The following is an 18653-nucleotide window of genomic DNA, read 5'->3' on the forward strand; positions in this document are numbered from 1 at the left end:
GGAACGCGGGAACCGGCCGCCGTCCCGCGAGCATCGCTATGGGCGCGAAGAGGTGCGCACGGGGGCGGTCGAGGGGATGACACGTACCGGCGCGTGCCGAACGGACACGGTACGAAGGGCGGGGATCGTGGCGTATGCGAAGGCCCGGCCGGGGTGGGGACCCCTGGCCCTGTGCGGACTGCTGCTCGCGGGCTGTACCGGCGGCGGGGGCGGGGACGACGCGCGGGAGGGGCGGCCGTCACGCGGCGATGTGGTCGTCGCCGCGCCGGATCCGGCCGTATCGCCCGTTCCCGCTCCCAAGCCGGCCGACCCGGAGGCGCAGCCCGGAACACCGGAGGAGGCCCGGAAGCTGATCGCGAGGGTGATCGCCGGGCCCGGGGAGTTCCCCGCCGAGGTGCGCGAGGCCGCACCGTACGAGAGCGATCCGCGCACCTGGTCGGTGTTGCGCGGCGACTGTGTCTGGAACCGCGAGCCGCTGCCCGGCGACGTCCTGGCCACCCTCACCCGGCATTTCGAGATCCCTCCGGCGGCGGGCCGGGGCCGGGTGCGGCTCTCGGCGACCGTCACCGTCCATCGTGCGGCCGCTGACGCCGCCTGGGAGCAGGCCCGGATGGTGGAGGAGTCCCTCCACTGCGACGAGCAGGTGCTCCGCGGCGGCGAGCGGCTGACCGGTCTTGTGTCCCAGCCGGCCAGGCTCGGTGAGGGCGCCAACCTGTACAGCGAGGACTCGTTGGGGGAGACGGGGACGTGCGTCAGCGACCAGCACGGCGGGCCGTACCCGTATTCGTGGCAGCAGGTGACGTACGGCTCGATGGTGGCGTCGGCTTCGGTGTGCGGGGGGCGGGGTTACGGCATGGAGGAGTTGATGAAGATCATGGTCAAGGCCGTGCCGACGATGCAGCTCCGGGCGCGTGAGGAGATCGGACGCGATACCGGGACCAAGGACGGCGTCCCCGGGTCCGGACCCGGCGCGTCCGCGCCGACGCCGTCCGCGCCCGCGCCGACGGCGTCGAAGGGCGGCAGGTGATGGAGCGGCTGCTTCCGGAGGACCCCTCGCGGCTGGACGCGTACCGGCTGCTGGGCCGGCTGGGCGCGGGCGGCATGGGCGTGGTCTATCTCGCGCGCGCCGCCGACGGCGACCTGGCCGCGATCAAGGTGATCCAGCCCGATTTCGCGGCGGAGCCCTCCTTCCGGGCCCGGTTCCGGCGTGAGGTGGCCACGGCCCGCCGGGTGCGGAGCCCCTGGGTGGTACCGGTCCTGGACGCGGATACGGAAGCCGGGGCGCCGTGGCTCGCCACGGCGTTCGTCCCGGGCCCGTCGCTGGCCGAGGCGGTCGTGGAATGCGGCCCGCTGCCTCCGGAGGCCGTCCGGGTGCTGGGCAAGGTGCTGGCCCGCGCGTTGACCGAGGTGCACGCGGCGGGGCTGGTGCACCGGGACGTCAAGCCGGGCAATGTCCTGCTGGCGATGAACGGGCCCCGGCTGATCGACTTCGGTATCGCGCGCTCCACGTCCGCCGAAGCGACCGAACTGACCTCGGCCGGGGTCGTGGTGGGCACACCGGGGTTCCTCGCCCCGGAACAGGCACGGGCCGACACGGTGGGCCCGGCGGCCGACATCTTCTCGTTGGCCTGTGTGCTCGCCTACGCGGCCACCGGGCGCCCCCCGTTCGGTTCCGGCGCGGTGGACGCGCTGCTGTACCGCACCGTGCACGACGCGCCCGATCTGGCGGACGTCCGGGACGAGGGCCTGCGGGATCTGCTCGGCCGCTGTCTCGCCAAGGACCCGGCGGGCCGGCCCGGGGCCGCCGAGGTGGACGGGGCACTGACGGGCGACGCGCCGGAGGGCACGATCGACTGGCTGCCGGACCGGGTGGTGTCGGTGATCGCCCGGCGCGCGGACGCCGTACTGGCGCTGCCGGGCATCGATTCGACGCTCGCCGTGGGCGGGGACACCGAGCGCCGGGACCCGCCGGGGCGGCGCCGCGTCCTCGCCCTGGCCGCCGGGGGTACGGCGCTGCTGGCGGCGGGCGGCGGGGGCGCCCTGTGGTGGGCGCTCCGTGATCGGGACGAGGGCCCGGGGGCGGGCGCGGAACCGCGGCGGGTCATCGGCGTCCACGCGGACCTCAGCGGCCCGCAGAAGGCGGAGGGCATCGCGCAGGAACGCGCCGCCCGGCTGGCCGCGGCCGAGTTCAACGCCCGTGCGGACAAGCCGTTCACGCTCTCCCTCGACGTGGTCGACGACAAGGGCGAGGCGGCCCGCGCCGTGGGCGCCGCCCGGCGGCTGACGGGCGATCCGGCCGTCCTGGCCGTACTCGGACCGACCGGCTACACCTCGGCCGTGGCCGCCGTGGAGGTGTACGAGCGGGCCCGGCTCCCCCTGGTGTCGGTGTCCGAGCTGTCGCTCGCCGCGGCCCACACATCGCTGCTCGCGGTTCCGAAGTGGTACTACCGGGCCGCTCCGATCCGCCCCTACACGGCCTACGTGACGATGATGGCGATCGCCGCGCAGGGCGCCCGCCGCCCCGGCATGCTGATCGACCGCGCCGGCGGCTTCCCCCGCTGGGAACTGACCTTCCTGGCGAAGGGGGCGGCGGGCAATCTCGGTCTCGACCTGAAGGTGCGGGTGGTTCCGGAACGGGCCGAGCCGGCCGCCGTCCTGGGCGACATGCTCTCCCGGGGTATCGACGCCCTCTACTACACCGGCACACCCGAACGGGCCGCCGTGGTGGCCCGCGCCCTCGGTGAACGCGGTTTCACCCGGCCCCGGTTCCTCGACGCGTCATCGGCGACGGCGGCCTTCGTCCGCGCCGCGGGCGCGCGCGGCGACGGCTGGCAGGCGATCACCTCGCACATCGGTCCCGGCGCCGCGCGGGTACGGAGCTTCGCGACCGCGTACCGCGAGCGTTACGGCTCCGCCCCGGCGACCGGAGCGGCGGAGACGTACGACGCGATCCGGATGCTGGCCGACCGGATCGCCGCCCTCAAGGACGGCGCCGGCCGCCGGGAGCTGGGCGGGGCCCTGGCGGGGGTCAGGTACAAGGGTCTTACGCAGACCTTCGCCTATGACGAAAGCCGCCTTCTGAAGGCCGAGCACGTCCACCACTACCGGGTCGAGCGGGGCGGTTTCGGCTATGTGGGCCCGTTGAAGGTGCCCAACTGACGGTCCGGCGGGAACGGCGGAAACCGCGGGGACTGCGGGGACTGCGGGGACTGCGGGCCGACGGAACGGCAGGACCGGCGAGAACGGCAAGAGCGGCAAGACCGGCGGGAACAGCCGGGCCGGCGAGAACGGCGAGAACAGTAGACCGGGCGAGGCGAGGAAGAACGTATGCGCGGACTACGGCCCGGGGACCCCGAGTCGCTCGGCGGTCACCGGCTGCTCGCCCGGCTCGGTTCGGGCGGGATGGGCACAGTCTATCTGGCCCGCGCGGCCGACGGCACACCCGTCGCCCTGAAGGTGATCCGCCCCGAACACGCCGCCGATCCGGCGTTCCGGGCCCGGTTCCGCCGCGAGGCGCGGCTCGCGGGCGGGCTCGGCGGACCGTGGGTGGTCCCGGTGACGGCGGCCGACACCGAGGCCGCCGCGCCCTGGCTTGCCACCGCTTTCGTACCGGGCCCCTCACTCGCCGACGCGGTGGCGGCGCTGGGGCCGCTGCCGGGGGGAACTGTCGCCGCGCTCGGCGCCCGGCTGGCGCGGGCGCTCACGGAGGTGCACACGGCGGGTCTGGTCCACCGGGACGTCAAGCCGGGCAATATCCTGCTCGCCCTGGACGGCCCCCGGCTGATCGACTTCGGTATCGCCCAGGGCGCGGGGGCGACGGTGCTCACCGCGCCGGACGCGCTGATCGGTACGCCCGGCTTTCTCGCGCCCGAACAGGTCCGGGCCCGCGACGGCGGGACGGCGGCGCCCGGTGACGTCTTCGCGCTCGGCTGCGTGCTGGCGTACGCCGCGACCGGGCGGCGGCCGTTCGGAACGGGCGACCCCGGCGCGGTGCTGTACCGCACGGTCCACGAGGAGCCGGACCTCGACGGGCTGGCCGGAGCGGTACCGCCGGAGCTGGCCGCGGCGATCGCGGGGTGCCTGGCGAAGCCACCCGGGCGGCGGCCCACCGCGGCCGGACTCCGGGCGGTCTGCGAGGCCGCCGGGGGGTCGGGCGACGGCGAAGGATGGCTGCCTCCGGAGGTGGTGCGTCTGGTGGCGGACCGCTCGGCCCGGGCCCTGGACCCGCCGCCCCGGCTGCCCGCGGATTTCCCCACCGTGCGCCAGGAGCGGGAGCCGGAGCCGCCCACGAAGCCCACGAAGCCCACGAAGCCCACGAAGCGGCGCCCCACCCGGCGGAGGGCGCTGATCATCGGCGGTTCGGCGGCCGTGGCCGCGTCGGGCGCCACCGCGGCGGCGCTGTTGTCGCGACGCGACCCCGGCCGGGGCACCGGCCGCCCGGTGCCGACCCGGACGATCGCGCTACAGGCGGATCTGTCCGGCGGCGGTACCGGTACGGCGCAGGAGCGCGGGGCCCGGATCGCGATCGCCCGGCACAACGCCCGCGACGACGCGCCCTTCCGGCTGGCGCTGACGGTCCGGGACGATCGCGGCGAGGCCGGCCGGGCGGCGGCGACGGCCCGGCGCCTCGTCGCGGACGCGGCGGTGTGCGCGGTCATCGGTCCCGGCACGGTCGCCGCCGCGGGCGCCGCCGCGCCGGTGTACACCGAGGGCTCGATGCCGTTCCTGCTGGTGTCGCCGGACCCGGACCAGGTCGGAACCGGTGTCGTCGGCCCCCGTACCCTCTGCGCGGTCCGGGCGCCCTCCTCGTACCGCTCCTTCCCGGTGATCTCCTATCTGACCCGGGTGGCCGACAGCCGTCGTACGGCCGTCATCGAGGACGCCGCGTCGGGCGCCGCGGCCAGGGTCCTCAGCCGGGATCTGCGCGAGTCGCCGCCGAACCAGCCCGACGGCACGGTGTCCGTGGAGGTGATGGCAGCCGACCGGGACGACTTCGGGCCCGTGGTCGACCGGGTGCTGGACACCCGGCCGCAGGCCGTGGTCTTCGCCGGAACCTCGGCCACCCGCGCGGCGGCCTGCGCCCGCGCGCTCGCCGCGGCCGGTTTCACCGGCACCCGCGCCGGTGTCGAACCGGCGATGCGGCCGGAGTTCCTGCGGGCGGCGGGGAGGGCGGCCGACGGCTGGGTCTTCGAGGCGCCCTACGCCGAGCCGCGGTCGGCCACCACCGGGGCCGCGAAGGCGTTCACCGCCGCCTACCGCGAGCGGTACGGCACCGCGCCGCCCCGCTGGTCCGCCGAGGCCCACGACGCGGTGGGGCTCGTCGCCGCCGCCCTGGACTCCTTCGGGTCACGGGAGTCCGTCGCGCCGGGCGAGGTGGCCGAGCGGATCTTCCGCTCCTCGTACGAAGGCGTGGCGAAACCACTCCGCTTCCAGCCGGGCGGCCTCCAACTGCTCCAGTTCGAGGCGTCCTCGTTCCTGTACCGGGCCGACCGGGGGTCGTTCCGCTGTCTGGGACGGTACGACCAGGTGAAGTAGGCGGACACCGGGTGCCCCGGCGCGGGGAGCCGGTACGGCCGGTCAGGGGGACACGGGCGGCGTTCCGGGGCCGTCAGCCGTTCCCGCCGGCCTCCCGGAGGGGCCCCGGCGCCGCGCAGCCGTGGGCGCGGGCCGAAGCGGTGGCGAAGGTGGTGAGCGCGCGGCGGGCGGACGGGTCCCGCGCGCCGTGCGGGAGTACGTACAACGCGGGCTCATCGCCGAGCCCGCAGGACGCGCTCACCGTCACGGACCCGGTGTCCGGCTCGTCCCGGTCCTCCGGGTCCGTCCGGTCCTCCAGGTCCTGCCGGGCCTCCCGGGCGTACGGCCCGTAGTACGCCTCCAGCGGGTAGCCGCGCCGGTCCGGCGGTGAGCCGCCGAACTCCTCCGCGCCCGGGGTCCCGACCACCCGGCAGTACGCGCGCGGCGCGAGCCCGGGTGCGCTCTCCAGCAGCCGGGCGCCGGGGAAGTCCGGCCGTATCCCGGCGCAGGCGCCGCGCGCGGCGGCGGGCGGGACGGCCTCGTCGTCGACGGGCGCGAGCGGGGCCGTCGTCGGTACGTCCCCGGTCCGCGCGCCGCAGCCGTACCGCTCCGTCGCCGCCGCCGCGACGGCGGTGATGAGACGGGCCAGCCCGACCCGGTCCTCCGGGTCGTCCGTGGCACTGCCGTCGATCGTGGTCTCGGCGGTGACCAGCAGGTCCGGCGCGGCCTCCGGCCGCTCTCGTGAGCAGTCGAGGAGGACGGCGGCTGACGCGTCGTCCGAGCCGCCTTCGCCGTGGTCGAGGAAGCCGTACCAGCCGTGGCCGACGGGTACGGGTTTCCTGGCGGAGGTCCCCGGGTACGGGAGGCCGTCCCGGCCCGCTCCCCCGGTCCCGTACGCGGGTACGGACCGTACGCCGATGTCCACCGTGCTCTCCCGGTCCGGGTGCTCGCCGTCCCCGCCGCCGGTACGGGTGATGACGCAGCGCACCGTGAGGGGCCGGGCCGACCGCACGCCGTCGGCGACCGCGGCGTCCGTGCCTTCCGACACGGCCCGGTCGGGGTCGTCGGCGAGCGGTCCTGAGCCGAGGACGGCCCGGACCTCCGGTACCGGCGCCAGACCGTCGCAGGCGGACGCCGACGCCCGGTCGAGGGCGTCGCCTTCGGACCCGTCGCCGAAGACGAACCACGCGGCGGCGGCCAGCGACAGGGCGAGCGCCCCCGCCGCGGCGGTACGGGGCACACGTCGGCGGGGCGCCCCGGCCGCTGCCGCGTGCGTGTCGACGGGTTCGTCGAAGACGATCTCCCCCCTCGGCCGGACGTCGGCACCGTCACCGGGGCGGCTCATCCGGACTCCCCCGGGAGCGTCGTGGTGTCCCGGCACCCGGACCGCGCCGGCCAGGCGTCGGGCGCGGCCAGATAGCGGGCCAGTACGCGCCGTGCCGTCTCCTCCAGCCGGTCGACGTCCGCGCGCGCCAGCCGGCTGCGGCCGTCCTCGCCGGGGGCGACGTACGGCGGGACGACGGCGACCCGGTGGTAGACCCGCGCGCCCCCGCACCGGGACGAGGCCCGCGCCACGGCCCACGGCGAACCTCCGGTCCACTCCCAGGAGCCGTCGTCGCGCCGCACGGGCGACGCGGTGCCGCTGTCTTCGTACACGTTGGTCCCCCATGCGCCGGAGCCGCTCACCGCCTCGATCCGGTCCCCGCCGGGGCGCCCGGCCCCGCAGGCCCCGACGCGGGTCGTGTACGGCGCCACCGGGTCGGCCGGCCGGCCGCCGCCGAGCCCCGGTACGCCCCGGCCGAGCCAGCGGCAGAGGGCCGTCCCGGCGGTGGGTTCCCCGGCCGCGACGGGGGCGACCGGCGCAGCGCCGCAGCCGGCGCGCGCGGTGACCCAGTCGGCGACCGCGACGGCGGTACGGGCCGCCGCCCGGCGGTCCGCCAGATCCCGGGCGGCGTCGGCGCCGGGATCGGGATCGGGATCGGGTGTCGACCGGTCGCGCGGCAGGTCGACCCGGATCCGCAGATCGGTCGTCCGTTCGCCGCCGTGCCGGACGACCCCGGCGGGACAGGTGACGACGAGGTCGGCGGCGGCCAGGCCCCGGGAGAGGGAGGACTCGCCGAGCGCGGAGGGCGGCAGCGCCAGCGGGAACGCCTGCCCCTCCGGGCGCGGCAGGGTCGGGCCGCCGTCGTCCCCCGGCCGCCCGAGGGCGACCGCGCGCACCACGGCCTGCGCTCCGTACGCGCCGCGCGGCCCGCCGCCGCCCCAGGACAGCCGGCACTCGTACAGCGCGCGGGTCCCCCGCGCGGGGTCGGTACCGACGAGGGTGCCGTACTCGGTCAGCCGCCCCCGGGAGGTGTCGGGGAGGTACGGGCGCAGCCGCTCGGCGGGCAGCAGCCCCCGGCAGGCGCGGTCTAGCTGGGCGCGGTTGTCGGCGGCGCGGTCCCGTCGGGTCAGCTCGTCGGCGACGGAGGTGCCCGCGGCGACCAGCGCGATCAGCGCCAGTGCCGGAACGGCCCAGGTACGAGTACGGGGCCGGGCCCGGCCGGCGGGCGGTATCGGCGCTTCCCCGCCCGAGCCGCCCCAGCCGCCCGCGCCGCCTTCGTCCGTACGTAACCCGCCCGTTCCCCGCATCCGTCCCCCACGCCCCCGGCCTCCGGACCTCGGTTCACGGTCCGCGCCGGACGCTACCAAAGGACAGCCGCCGGGCCCGGCCATCACCGGCCGATACGCCGCCGGTACGGAGCTGACCTGCCCGGACCCTGTCCGGGTCCGGCCGGGACATGTCCGGGACAGCCGATTCCCTTGCTCTCGCGGCCCGTTCGAGCGGAGAGTGGGGAGTGCCGCCGCGCACCGCAGACAGGGGCACTGATCGCGGGTGCGGACGGCCACGGGGGAAACACGGGGGAACACACGAATGGCCTCGGCCGACGACACGGGGATCGACCGAGGCCATTCGTCAGGCGGACACCGCGCCCCCGGCGCCCGTGCCACCCGTACGCATACGGGCCCATAAACAAAACGATGAACCGGAAGACGAACGAGAATCCGGACTACCGGACTAGAAGACGGACTCCGCCTCGTTCATACGCTCCTCGGGCACCTTCTTCAGCTCCCGCACCGCGTCCGCGAGCGGCGCCATCACGATCTCCGTGCCGCGCAGGGACGTCATCCGTCCGAAGTCGCCCCGGTGCGCGGCCTCGACCGCGTGCCAGCCGAAGCGGGTGGCGAGGACCCGGTCGTACGCCGTCGGAACGCCGCCGCGCTGCACATGCCCGAGGATGACCGGCTTGGCCTCCTTGCCGAGCCGGTGCTCCAGCTCGGCCGCCAGCCGGTTGCCGATGCCCAGGAAACGCTCGTGGCCGAACTGGTCGATCTCGCCCTTGCGGTAGTCCATGGAGCCCTCCGCCGGGTGCGCGCCCTCGGCGACACAGACGACGGCGAACTTCTTGCCCCGGGCGAACCGCTCCTCGACCATCTTGACCAGGTCCTGGACCTCGAAGGCGCGCTCCGGGAGGCAGATGCCGTGGGCGCCGCCCGCCATCCCGGACTCCAGGGCGATCCAGCCCGCGTGCCGCCCCATCACCTCGACGACCATGACCCGCTGGTGCGACTCCGCGGTGGTCTTGAGCCGGTCGATGGCCTCGGTGGCGACCGTCACGGCCGTGTCGAAGCCGAAGGTGCGGTCGGTGGCGGAGATGTCGTTGTCGATGGTCTTCGGTACGCCGACGACCGGCATCCCCGCCTCCGCGAGCATCCGGGACGCGGTGAGGGTGCCCTCGCCGCCGATCGGGATGAGGACGTCGATCCCGTACCGCCGCTGTATCTCCCCGCAGTTCTCGGCCGCCTCGCGCAGCCGCGCGCGCTCCAGCCGGGCCGAGCCGAGGATGGTGCCGCCCCGGGCGAGGATGCCGCTGACCGCGTTGAGGTCGAGGGGGCGGTAGTGCCCGTCGAGAAGGCCCTTGAAGCCGTCCTCGAAACCGATGACCTCGTCGCCGTGCCCGGTGATGGCCCGGTGCACGACCGACCGGATGACCGCGTTCAGTCCGGGGCAGTCGCCTCCGGCGGTGAGCACTCCGATTCGCATCGCGCTGTGTCTCCTGCTCGTCAATGGGACGTTTGAGCCGGAAAACAATTGTTCCACGCCGCGGGGGCCGCCGCTGCCGCTTCCCTCCGCGGCCGCCCTCGGCTCCCGCGCCCGTCCCTCCGAGCCCGAGCCTGTCCCCTCCGGGCCTGAGCCCGCCAGGCGCTTAGCGCACCGACAGAGGTATCGTCAAGGGGGAAATCCGCTCACCGGCGGGTTCTTTTACGGCCCCCACCAGGGCATAAACGTACAAAACACATAGAACACCACAACTGACGAGTCGCACGAGCATCACGGTGGCGTGAGCTGGCGGACGGGCGGACAGGAGAACACACGTGACGCGCAGCGTGTACGTGACCGGAATCGACCGCGGGGACGGCCGGCAGGTCGTCGAGCTGGGAGTCATGGAGCTGCTGACCCGCCAGGTGGACCGGGTGGGCGTCTTCCGGCCCCTGGTGCACGACGGCCCCGACCGGCTGTTCGAGCTGCTCCGGGCCCGCTACCGGCTGACCCAGGACCCCGCGACCGTCTACGGCCTCGACTACCACGAGGCGTCCGCCCTCCAGGCCGAGCAGGGCACCGACGAGCTGGTCTCGCGGCTGGTGGACCGCTTCCACCGGGTCGCCAGGGAGTACGAGGTCGTCCTCGTCCTCGGTACCGACTTCGCCGCCACCCAGCTCCCCGACGAGCTGGCGCTCAACGCGCGGCTGGCCAACGAGTTCGGCGCCTCCGTGATCCCGGTGGTCGGCGGGCGGGGCCAGACCGCGGAGTCGGTACGGGCCGAGGCGCGCAACGCCTTTCGCGCGTACGAGGCGCTGGGCTGCGACATCCTCGCCCTCACGGTCAACCGGGTGGCCCCCGCCGACCGGGAGTCCATAGCCGAGCGGCTCGCGGCCCGCCTCCCCGTCCCCTGCTACGTCCTCCCCGACGAGCCCGCCCTCGCCGCGCCGACGGTCGCCCAGATCACCCACGCCCTCGGCGGAACGGTCCTGCTGGGCGACGACTCCGGTCTCGCCCGCGACGCGCTCGACTTCGTCTTCGGCGGCGCCACCCTGCCGAACTTCCTCACGGCCCTGACCCCCGGCTGCATGGTCGTCACCCCCGGCGACCGGGCCGATCTGGTGGTCGGCGCGCTGGCCGCGCACTCCGCGGGCACCCCGCCCATCGCGGGCGTCCTGCTCACCCTCGACGAGCGGCCCACCGCCGAGGTCCTCACCCTGGCGTCCCGGCTGGCCCCGGGCACCCCGGTGATCTCCGTCGCCGCCACCAGCTTCCCCACCGCGGCCGAGCTGTTCCGTCTTGAGGGCAAGCTCAGCGGCGCCACCCCGCGCAAGGCGGAGACGGCCCTCGGCCTCTTCGAGCGCCATGTCGACAGCGGCACGCTGCTGGAGCGGCTCGCGGTGGCCCGCAGCGGCCGGGTGACCCCGATGATGTTCGAGCACGAGCTGCTGGAGCAGGCGCGGGCCGACCGCCGCCGGGTCGTCCTCCCCGAGGGCACCGAGGAGCGGGTCCTGCGCGCCGCCGATGTCCTGGTCCGCCGGGACGTCTGCGATCTGACCCTGCTCGGCGACCCCGACGTGATCCGCAAGAAAGCCGCCGATCTGGGCATCGACCTGACCTCGGTCCAGCTGATCGACCCGAACACCTCCGAGCTGCGGCAGCCGTTCGCCGAGCGGTACGCGGAGCTGCGCGCCCACAAGGGCGTCTCGGTGGAGCTGGCGTACGACGTCGTGGCCGACGTCAACTACTTCGGCACCCTGATGGTCGAGGAGGGGCTCGCCGACGGCATGGTCTCCGGCTCGGTGCACTCCACGGCGGCCACCATCCGGCCCGCCTTCGAGATCATCAAGACCCGTAAGCCGACCGACCCCGGGGGCGGGGCCGCCATCGTCTCCTCGGTCTTCTTCATGCTCCTCGCGGACAAGGTGCTGGTGTACGGCGACTGCGCGGTCAACCCGGACCCGAACGCCGAGCAGCTCGCGGACATCGCCGTCCAGTCCGCCGCGACCGCCGCCCGGTTCGGTGTCGAGCCGCGGATCGCGATGCTCTCGTACTCCACCGGCACATCCGGCTCCGGCGCGGACGTGGACAAGGTGCGGGAGGCGACCGAGCTGGTCCGCAGGACCAGCCCGGAGCTGCGGATCGAGGGTCCCATCCAGTACGACGCGGCCGTCGAGCCGTCGGTGGCCGCGACCAAGCTGCCCGAGTCCGAGGTCGCGGGCCGGGCGACCGTCCTGATCTTCCCGGACCTGAACACCGGCAACAACACCTACAAGGCCGTCCAGCGGTCCGCGGGCGCGGTCGCCGTGGGACCGGTGCTCCAGGGGCTGCGCAAGCCGGTGAACGACCTGTCCCGCGGCGCCCTGGTCGGCGACATCGTGAATACGGTGGCGATCACCGCGATCCAGGCGCAGCCCGCGCAGGACCGGACCGTACCGGCGCCCGCCCCCGCCCCCGCTCCCGTCTGAAGAACCACCCCGCCCGTCCCCCGTCCAGCACCCCTCCCGGCGACAGAAGGCATCCCACCCGTGACCACCTCCCCCTCCTCCCCCACCGCACCGGACCCGGCGGGCCCGGCCCGGATCCTCGTCCTCAACTCCGGCTCGTCGTCGCTGAAGTACCAGCTGCTCGACATGCGGGACGCGTCCCGGCTCGCGGTCGGCCTGGTCGAGCGGATCGGCGAGGAGGCGTCCCGGCTGGTGCACACCCCGCTGGCCGGGGGCGGGGCCGGGCTGCGGGAGCGGACCGGGGCGATCCCGGACCACGCGGCGGCGCTGGAGGCGGTCGCGGAGGAGCTGGCGGCGGACGGCCTCGGCCTCGACTCGCCGGAGCTGGCGGCGATCGGCCACCGGGTGGTCCACGGCGGACTGCGGTTCTCGGAGCCGACGGTGATCGACGACGAGGTGCTGGCGGAGATCGAGCGGCTGGTGCCGGTGGCACCGCTGCACAACCCGGCGAACATCACCGGGATCAGGACCGCGCGGGCGCTCCGTCCCGATCTCCCGCAGGTCGCGGTCTTCGACACGGCGTTCCACACCACGATGCCGGAGTCCGCGGCGCGGTACGCCATCGACGTGGAGACGGCGGACGCCCACCGGATCCGGCGGTACGGCTTCCACGGCACGTCCCACGCCTATGTCTCGCGCGAGACGGCCCGGCTGCTGGGCAAGGCGCCCGAGGACGTCAATGTGATCGTGCTGCACCTGGGCAACGGCGCTTCGGCCTCCGCGGTGGCCGGCGGCCGGTGTGTGGACACCTCGATGGGCCTGACGCCCTTGGAGGGTCTGGTGATGGGTACCCGGTCCGGGGACGTCGACCCGGCGGTCACCTTCCATCTGCGGCGGGTCGCGGGGATGTCGACGGACGAGATCGACGTCCTGCTCAACAAGAAGAGCGGCCTGGTGGGGCTCTGCGGCGACAACGACATGCGGGAGATCCGCCGCCGGATCGACGAGGGCGACGAGCGGGCGCGGCTCGCGTTCGACGTCTACATCCATCGCCTGAAGAAGTACATCGGAGCGTATTACGCGGTACTCGGCCGGGTGGACGCCGTGGTGTTCACGGCGGGCGTCGGCGAGAACGCGGCACCCGTACGGGCCGCCGCGATCGCGGGACTGGAGGAGCTGGGCCTGACGCTGGACTCGGGTCTCAACGAGGAGCGTTCCCCGCACGCGCGGATCGTCTCGCCGCCGTACGCACGGGTCGCGGTGGCGGTCGTCCCCACGGACGAGGAACTGGAGATCGCCCGGCAGACGTTCGCACTGGTCTCCGCGGAATCACTCGACTGAGCGAATACCCGCCCATTTGTATCTTCCGCCAGACGGAATATTCCGAGTCGAAACAAACCGATAGGATCCGCCTTATGCGCCGTTCCAAAATCGTCTGCACACTGGGCCCCGCCGTCGACTCGTACGAGCAGCTGAAAGCTCTCATCGAGGCCGGTATGAACGTGGCCCGCTTCAACATGAGCCACGGGACCCACGCCGACCACGAGGGCCGGTACGACCGGCTGCGCCGGGCGCAGGAGGACACGGGCCGGGCGATCGGCGTACTGGCCGACCTCCAGGGCCCGAAGATCCGGCTGGAGACCTTCGCCGAGGGACCCGTCGAGCTGGTGCGGGGTGACGAGTTCACCATCACCACCGAGGACGTGCCCGGCGACAAGACCATCTGCGGCACCACGTACAAGGGTCTGCCGGGCGATGTCACCAAGGGCGACCAGGTCCTGATCAACGACGGCAATGTCGAACTGCGGGTCGTCGAGGTCGACGGCTCGCGGGTGAAGACGATCGTCGTCGAGGGCGGCGTCATCTCGGACCACAAGGGCATCAACCTGCCCGGCGCCGCGGTGAACGTCCCGGCGCTCTCCGAGAAGGACGTCGAGGACCTGAAGTTCGCCCTGCGGATGGGCTGCGACCTGGTCGCGCTCTCCTTCGTCCGGGACGCGAGCGACGTCAAGGACGTCCACAAGGTGATGGACGAGGTGGGCCGGCGCGTCCCCGTCATCGCCAAGGTGGAGAAGCCGCAGGCCGTCGAGAACATGCTCGATGTCGTGATGGCGTTCGACGGTGTCATGGTGGCCCGCGGCGACCTGGCCGTCGAGTATCCGCTCGAAAAGGTCCCGATGGTCCAGAAGCGGCTGGTCGAGCTCTGCCGCCGTAACGCCAAGCCGGTGATCGTGGCGACCCAGATGATGGAGTCGATGATCACCAACTCCCGGCCGACCCGCGCCGAGGCGTCCGATGTCGCCAACGCCATCCTCGACGGCGCGGACGCGGTCATGCTCTCCGCGGAGTCCTCGGTCGGCGCGTACCCCCTGGAGACGGTCAAGACGATGTCCCGCATCGTCATCGCCGCCGAGGAGGAGCTGCTCTCCAAGGGCCTCCAGCCCCTGGTCCCCGGCAAGAAGCCGCGCACCCAGGGCGGCTCGGTGGCCCGCGCGGCCTGCGAGATCGCGGACTTCCTCGACGGCCAGGCCCTGATCGCCTTCACCCAGTCCGGCGACACGGCCCGCCGGCTCTCCCGCTACCGGGTCTGCCAGCCGATCCTGGCCTTCACCACCGAGGAGTCCACCCGCAACCAGCTCACCCTGAGCTGGGGCATCGAGTCCTTCGTGGTCCCCCACGTCGACAACACCGACGCCATGGTCGACCTCGTCGACGCCGAGCTGCTGAAGCTCCAGCGCTACAACGAGAACGACACCATGATCATCACCGCGGGATCCCCGCCCGGTGTCCCGGGCACGACGAACATGGTCCGGGTGCACCACCTGGGCTCCAAGTCGTAACCGCCTGACGAGCAACGCCCGACGGGGCCCGGTCCACTCGTGGACCGGGCCCCGTCCCGTTCTCCGGACCCTGACACGCCGCCACACGCTTGGCCCGTGATGATCGACCGTCAGTATGATGCGCGGATAATCGCCGCCGCCGTGAACACGCCGCGCCCCGGACGGACCTGAGCCGACCGGCGCCTCGTCCGGCGCCGCGCACCGGCGATTTCAGTTCGCCAGCAGCAACGGGGGTCCGATGACGCACGAGCCGCCCGGGACGGAGCACGAAGCGCCGGGCCCCGAGCGGGCCGCCACGGCCCGGCGGGCGTCACGGCTGTCGGCCTATGCGGACATGGCACCGGCCCACGGTCAACCGGCCGGCGGGCAACCGTCCGTCGGTCAACGGCAGGGCGCGGCCCGGGAGTGGAGCGCCTCCCCGCCGGTCGGGAGTCCCGCCGCCGGGGAATCGCCGGAGGACCGTCATCGCCGGGAATTCGCGGCGTTGTTGACCGCTTTCCGGGGAACGGCGGTGCTGGTGCCGCTCGGTGAGGGTGCGGGCCCGGAGACCCGGCAGGGCTGGTTGACCGCCGACCACAACGGCATCCGCTTCGTCCTGGCCTTCACCGACGAGGACGCGCTCGCACGGTACGCGGAGCTGCTCGGCCGCTCCCACGAGGAGTGGACGTACCAGACCGTCCTCGGGGCGCGGTTGCTCGATGTGGCGGTGCCCGCGGCCGGGATGCCCTGCGGTATCGCGCTGAACTGCGCCGACGGTGCGCGCGGCATGGTGTTCCCGCCCGTGCGGGGGATCGTGCCGGACGAGGCGGCGATCGATTCCGATCACCATGAGGGGGAGCTCGGTTGAGCAACGACGGGGGTTCCGGCCCGGGGGGAGAGGACCTGCGGGCCCAAGGACTCGACCTGATATCGAAGGGGCTCACCGACGCTCTGGCCGAGTTGAGGGAGCTCGGCATGGTCGGCACGGCCGGGACCGGGCGCGGCTTCGGTGATATCGCGCTCTCCGGTCTGGAGCTGGGGCACGAGGAGGTCGCGGACAAGTTCTCCACGTTCTGCGAGCGGTGGGAGTGGGGTGTCCGCTCACTGATCAACGAGGCCAACGACTTCGCCCGGGGGGCCGGACTGTCGGCCGGCACGTACTACGAGACCGAGAAGCACGTGGAGGGCTTTCTGAAGATCGGCACCAACGCGATGATCGGCAACCCCTACGCCACCGAGGACGAGGTGGTCCGGCAGGGCTGGGGCGATATCGCGAAGTCCGGTGCGTTCGGCGAGGCCGACTACAGCAAGGAGTCGTGGGAGGAGGCCCGGGCCAACGTGGAGCAGGGGTACAAGGACGCCGGGCGCGATCTGATGACCTCACGCTTCCTGATGTACGGTCTCACGCCGCAGAACCTCCACGACGATCTCGGGGTCTCGGACGCCGACTACGACTGGTGGCTGAACGACACCTTCGGCCCCTCCCCCGAGGATCGCGCCGAGGCCGCCCGGCAAGCGCAGGGCGGGCCCGGCGGGGGCGAGGGCTGATGGGTTTTCTCGGCGATCTCGAAGGCGCGGTCAACAAGGGTCTGAGCGTCGGGGAGGATCTGCTCGACTCGGGCAAGGAGAAGCTCGGCGAGGCCGTCGACTACGGCAGCGACAAGCTGGGCAACGCCCTCGACCACGTCGGGTTGGACGAGGCCGGTGACTTCGTCCACAACGCGGGCGACCATGTCGCGGCCGGCCTCGGCGCCACCCCGAGCGAGCAGGGTCTCGGCCATACGGACGACCCGAAGCAGCTCGTCCACGGCAAGGTGGGCGAGATCCGTGAGTCCACCGGGCACCTCAAGGACTTCTCCAGCGCGTTCGACCGGGTCGGCCAGGGCATGCGGAAGGTCGACTCGTCCGGCTGGCGGGGCGAGGCCGCGGACGCCTTCCACCAGAAGGCAGACGTCCACCCGGCGAAGTGGGCCCGGGCGGCGGACGCCTGCGAGCGGGCCGCGAAGGCCCTGGACTCCTACGCCGAGACCGTCAAGAGCTCGCAGGACAAGGCCCAGGAGGCCATCGACACCTACCGCCGGGGCAGCCGGGCGAGCGAGGCGTCGGCCAAGGCGCACAACGAGAAGGTCAACGCCTACAACGCCAAGATCTTCTCGGGCCAGGACCCCGGCCCTCGGCCGGACGAGTGGGTGGACCCGGGGGTGGCCGACCGCAAGAAGGCCGAGACCATCCTGGAGGACGCCCGGCTGATCCGGAACGAGGCCGCGTCCCGTACCGCGTCCGCCATCAACGCGACCCTGGCCCACGCCCCGGCCGAGCCACCGCCGCTGAGCCGTCTGGGCAACAACTTCCTCGACGTGAACCAGGCGCTCACCATCGAGGCCGGCCAGCTGGCCGGCGGCATCGTCAAGGGCACCGCCGGCCTGCTCAACTTCGCCCGCGGCCTCAATCCGATGGACCCCTACAACCTCAAGAACCCGGCCGCGTACTACCAGAACGTCAATCTGACGCTCGCCGGGCTGGTCTCCACGGTCTCCCACCCCGACCGGGTCGTCCAGGCCGCCGTCGACGGGTTCAGGGACAACCCCACCGAGTTCGTCGGGCGCCTGCTGCCCGAACTCCTCGGCACGAAGGGGGCGGGGCTCGCCAAGGGCGGCGCACGGCTGGCGGGCCGGGACGCCCCGAACGCCTCGCCCGACGCCCCGTCGTACGGGGACGGCTTCGGCCCGCCCGGCGTGCACGGGGACGCCGCGAGCCCCGGTCTGCTGGAGCGGTTCCTCGACGACCAGTTCCCATCGCTCGACGACACGGGCGGGGGCGTGGCGGGGCGGGCGGACGACCTGGCGCCCGACGCGCAGAAGCTCTCCAACGAGGCATTCGACGAACTCAGTACCGAGCAGAAGCACGCGATCGCCTCCGCCGAACTGCGCGGGGGCGTACGCGATCTCGGAAACGACACCGAAGCGGCCCAATTCGGCGGGCAGCACTGGAACGATTACGCCGACTCACTGCCGGACGATGCCCGGCAGGCACTCAAGGACTACTCCGGCTCCATGTACGCGGATATGAACGGCTACCTCCGCGGCGATGCCGATATGGGCAGGCCCGAGGTCCTCCGTAATATTGAGAACGCCGACAAGGCGCTGGCGGGCCGACCGGTTCCGGAGGACGTCATGGTGGTCCGAGGGCAGGATGTGCGCTATCTCCAGTTCGAGAATGTTGAAGATCTCATCGGGGAGAAGATCACGGAGCCCGGTTATCTGTCGACATCGCTCGGCGACAACGGCACGGTGTCGTCTTTCAGCGGAAAGGAGGGCGTCCTGCATCTCCGGGTACCCGAAGGGCATCCGGCCATGTGGATGGAGAATGTGAGTTACTTCAAGGGGAGCGAGCGGGAGCTGCTCCTCGGGCGCGGCACCTCGTACGAAGTGACGCGCGCCTTCGAGGACGGCGGGCAGTGGCATATCTACGGCACTGTTCTGCCGAATAACTAGCAGAGGAAGAGCGCATGAATTCCGGCCACCACAACACCGGACGCCCCCGCTTCGTCCCGATAACCACCAACCTTCGCATCTTCGAGGACGACGGGTCGGGCGCACGCATTACCGGTGGACCGCCGCGTTACCAGTTCTCGACCAACGGTCCGGTGGGCTATGTGACCGTGGCCGACAACTCGAACGCGCCCGTCGGCTACGTCTGGTTCAACGACGAGGACGACGCCGCCGGGTGGACCCCTTTCAGGTCCGTGGGTTCGCGCGCCAGCAGTCTCGGCACCGACTGGAGGGAACGGCT

Annotated in this window: 12 protein-coding genes; 9 read left to right on the top strand and 3 right to left on the bottom strand. The window is 73.2% G+C overall.

From position 1 onward, the window contains the following. Positions 1 to 127: 127 nt before the first annotated feature. From ACFXG1_RS14190 to ACFXG1_RS14200, 3 genes are all read left to right on the top strand, one after another. The gene (locus ACFXG1_RS14190) at positions 128 to 1027 is read left to right on the top strand and encodes a hypothetical protein (RefSeq protein WP_384710365.1); all 900 of its coding nucleotides are present in this window, start codon (positions 128 to 130) and stop codon (positions 1025 to 1027) included. Continuing rightward, entirely contained in the window at positions 1027 to 3159 is a 2133-nt protein-coding gene (locus tag ACFXG1_RS14195; protein WP_384742493.1) for a bifunctional serine/threonine-protein kinase/ABC transporter substrate-binding protein, read from the top strand. The genes ACFXG1_RS14190 and ACFXG1_RS14195 overlap by 1 nt, the downstream gene beginning before the upstream one ends. A 168-nt stretch (positions 3160 to 3327) precedes the next feature. Next, positions 3328 to 5535 carry a bifunctional serine/threonine-protein kinase/ABC transporter substrate-binding protein gene (locus tag ACFXG1_RS14200; protein ID WP_384742494.1) on the top strand — a complete coding sequence of 736 codons (2208 nt, stop codon included), beginning with the start codon at positions 3328 to 3330 and terminating at the stop codon, positions 5533 to 5535. 73 nt (positions 5536 to 5608) lie between these two features. Here ACFXG1_RS14200 and ACFXG1_RS14205 read toward each other — a convergent pair whose 3' ends face one another. From ACFXG1_RS14205 to ACFXG1_RS14215, 3 genes are all read right to left on the bottom strand, one after another. Next, a complete protein-coding gene (locus tag ACFXG1_RS14205; RefSeq protein ID WP_384742497.1) occupies positions 5609 to 6859 on the bottom strand; it encodes a hypothetical protein in 1251 nt (416 codons plus the stop codon). Further along, positions 6856 to 8145 (bottom strand): hypothetical protein, encoded by a 1290-nt coding sequence (locus ACFXG1_RS14210; protein WP_384742500.1) that lies wholly within the window; start codon positions 8143 to 8145, stop codon positions 6856 to 6858. The genes ACFXG1_RS14205 and ACFXG1_RS14210 overlap by 4 nt, the downstream gene beginning before the upstream one ends. A gap of 427 nt (positions 8146 to 8572) precedes the next feature. Beyond that, positions 8573 to 9598, bottom strand: a complete 1026-nt coding sequence (locus tag ACFXG1_RS14215; protein WP_384715012.1) for an ATP-dependent 6-phosphofructokinase — start codon at positions 9596 to 9598, stop codon at positions 8573 to 8575. A gap of 332 nt (positions 9599 to 9930) precedes the next feature. Here ACFXG1_RS14215 and pta point away from each other — a divergent pair, with 332 nt between their 5' ends. From pta to ACFXG1_RS14245, 6 genes are all read left to right on the top strand, one after another. Further along, positions 9931 to 12063 carry a phosphate acetyltransferase gene (pta, locus tag ACFXG1_RS14220; protein ID WP_384742503.1) on the top strand — a complete coding sequence of 711 codons (2133 nt, stop codon included), beginning with the start codon at positions 9931 to 9933 and terminating at the stop codon, positions 12061 to 12063. Positions 12064 to 12123: 60 nt separating this feature from the next. Further along, positions 12124 to 13383 (top strand): acetate kinase, encoded by a 1260-nt coding sequence (locus ACFXG1_RS14225; protein WP_384715017.1) that lies wholly within the window; start codon positions 12124 to 12126, stop codon positions 13381 to 13383. Between the two features lie 74 nt (positions 13384 to 13457). Continuing rightward, positions 13458 to 14882 carry a pyruvate kinase gene (gene pyk / locus ACFXG1_RS14230; RefSeq protein ID WP_384742506.1) on the top strand — a complete coding sequence of 475 codons (1425 nt, stop codon included), beginning with the start codon at positions 13458 to 13460 and terminating at the stop codon, positions 14880 to 14882. A gap of 511 nt (positions 14883 to 15393) precedes the next feature. Next, positions 15394 to 15729, top strand: a complete 336-nt coding sequence (locus tag ACFXG1_RS14235; RefSeq protein ID WP_384742509.1) for an SseB family protein — start codon at positions 15394 to 15396, stop codon at positions 15727 to 15729. Continuing rightward, positions 15726 to 16409 (top strand): hypothetical protein, encoded by a 684-nt coding sequence (locus ACFXG1_RS14240; RefSeq protein ID WP_384717125.1) that lies wholly within the window; start codon positions 15726 to 15728, stop codon positions 16407 to 16409. The genes ACFXG1_RS14235 and ACFXG1_RS14240 overlap by 4 nt, the downstream gene beginning before the upstream one ends. Continuing rightward, positions 16409 to 18355, top strand: coding sequence for a putative T7SS-secreted protein (locus tag ACFXG1_RS14245; RefSeq protein WP_384717128.1), 1947 nt, complete (start codon positions 16409 to 16411; stop codon positions 18353 to 18355). Before ACFXG1_RS14240 ends, ACFXG1_RS14245 begins: the two co-directional genes overlap by 1 nt. The last annotated feature ends 298 nt before the right edge of the window (positions 18356 to 18653 follow it).

Origin of the sequence: Streptomyces sp. NPDC059248 (genome assembly GCF_042753905.1) — a bacterium.
GTDB lineage: Bacteria > Actinomycetota > Actinomycetes > Streptomycetales > Streptomycetaceae > Streptomyces.

Coding starts and splice junctions, on each gene's coding strand:
- ACFXG1_RS14195 (WP_384742493.1), top strand. CDS start 1,027: ATGGAGCGGCTGCTTCCGGAGGACCCCTCGCGGCTGGACGCGTACCGG.
- ACFXG1_RS14200 (WP_384742494.1), top strand. CDS start 3,328: ATGCGCGGACTACGGCCCGGGGACCCCGAGTCGCTCGGCGGTCACCGG.
- ACFXG1_RS14205 (WP_384742497.1), bottom strand. CDS start 6,859: ATGAGCCGCCCCGGTGACGGTGCCGACGTCCGGCCGAGGGGGGAGATC.
- ACFXG1_RS14210 (WP_384742500.1), bottom strand. CDS start 8,145: ATGCGGGGAACGGGCGGGTTACGTACGGACGAAGGCGGCGCGGGCGGC.
- ACFXG1_RS14215 (WP_384715012.1), bottom strand. CDS start 9,598: ATGCGAATCGGAGTGCTCACCGCCGGAGGCGACTGCCCCGGACTGAAC.
- pyk (WP_384742506.1), top strand. CDS start 13,458: ATGCGCCGTTCCAAAATCGTCTGCACACTGGGCCCCGCCGTCGACTCG.
- ACFXG1_RS14245 (WP_384717128.1), top strand. CDS start 16,409: ATGGGTTTTCTCGGCGATCTCGAAGGCGCGGTCAACAAGGGTCTGAGC.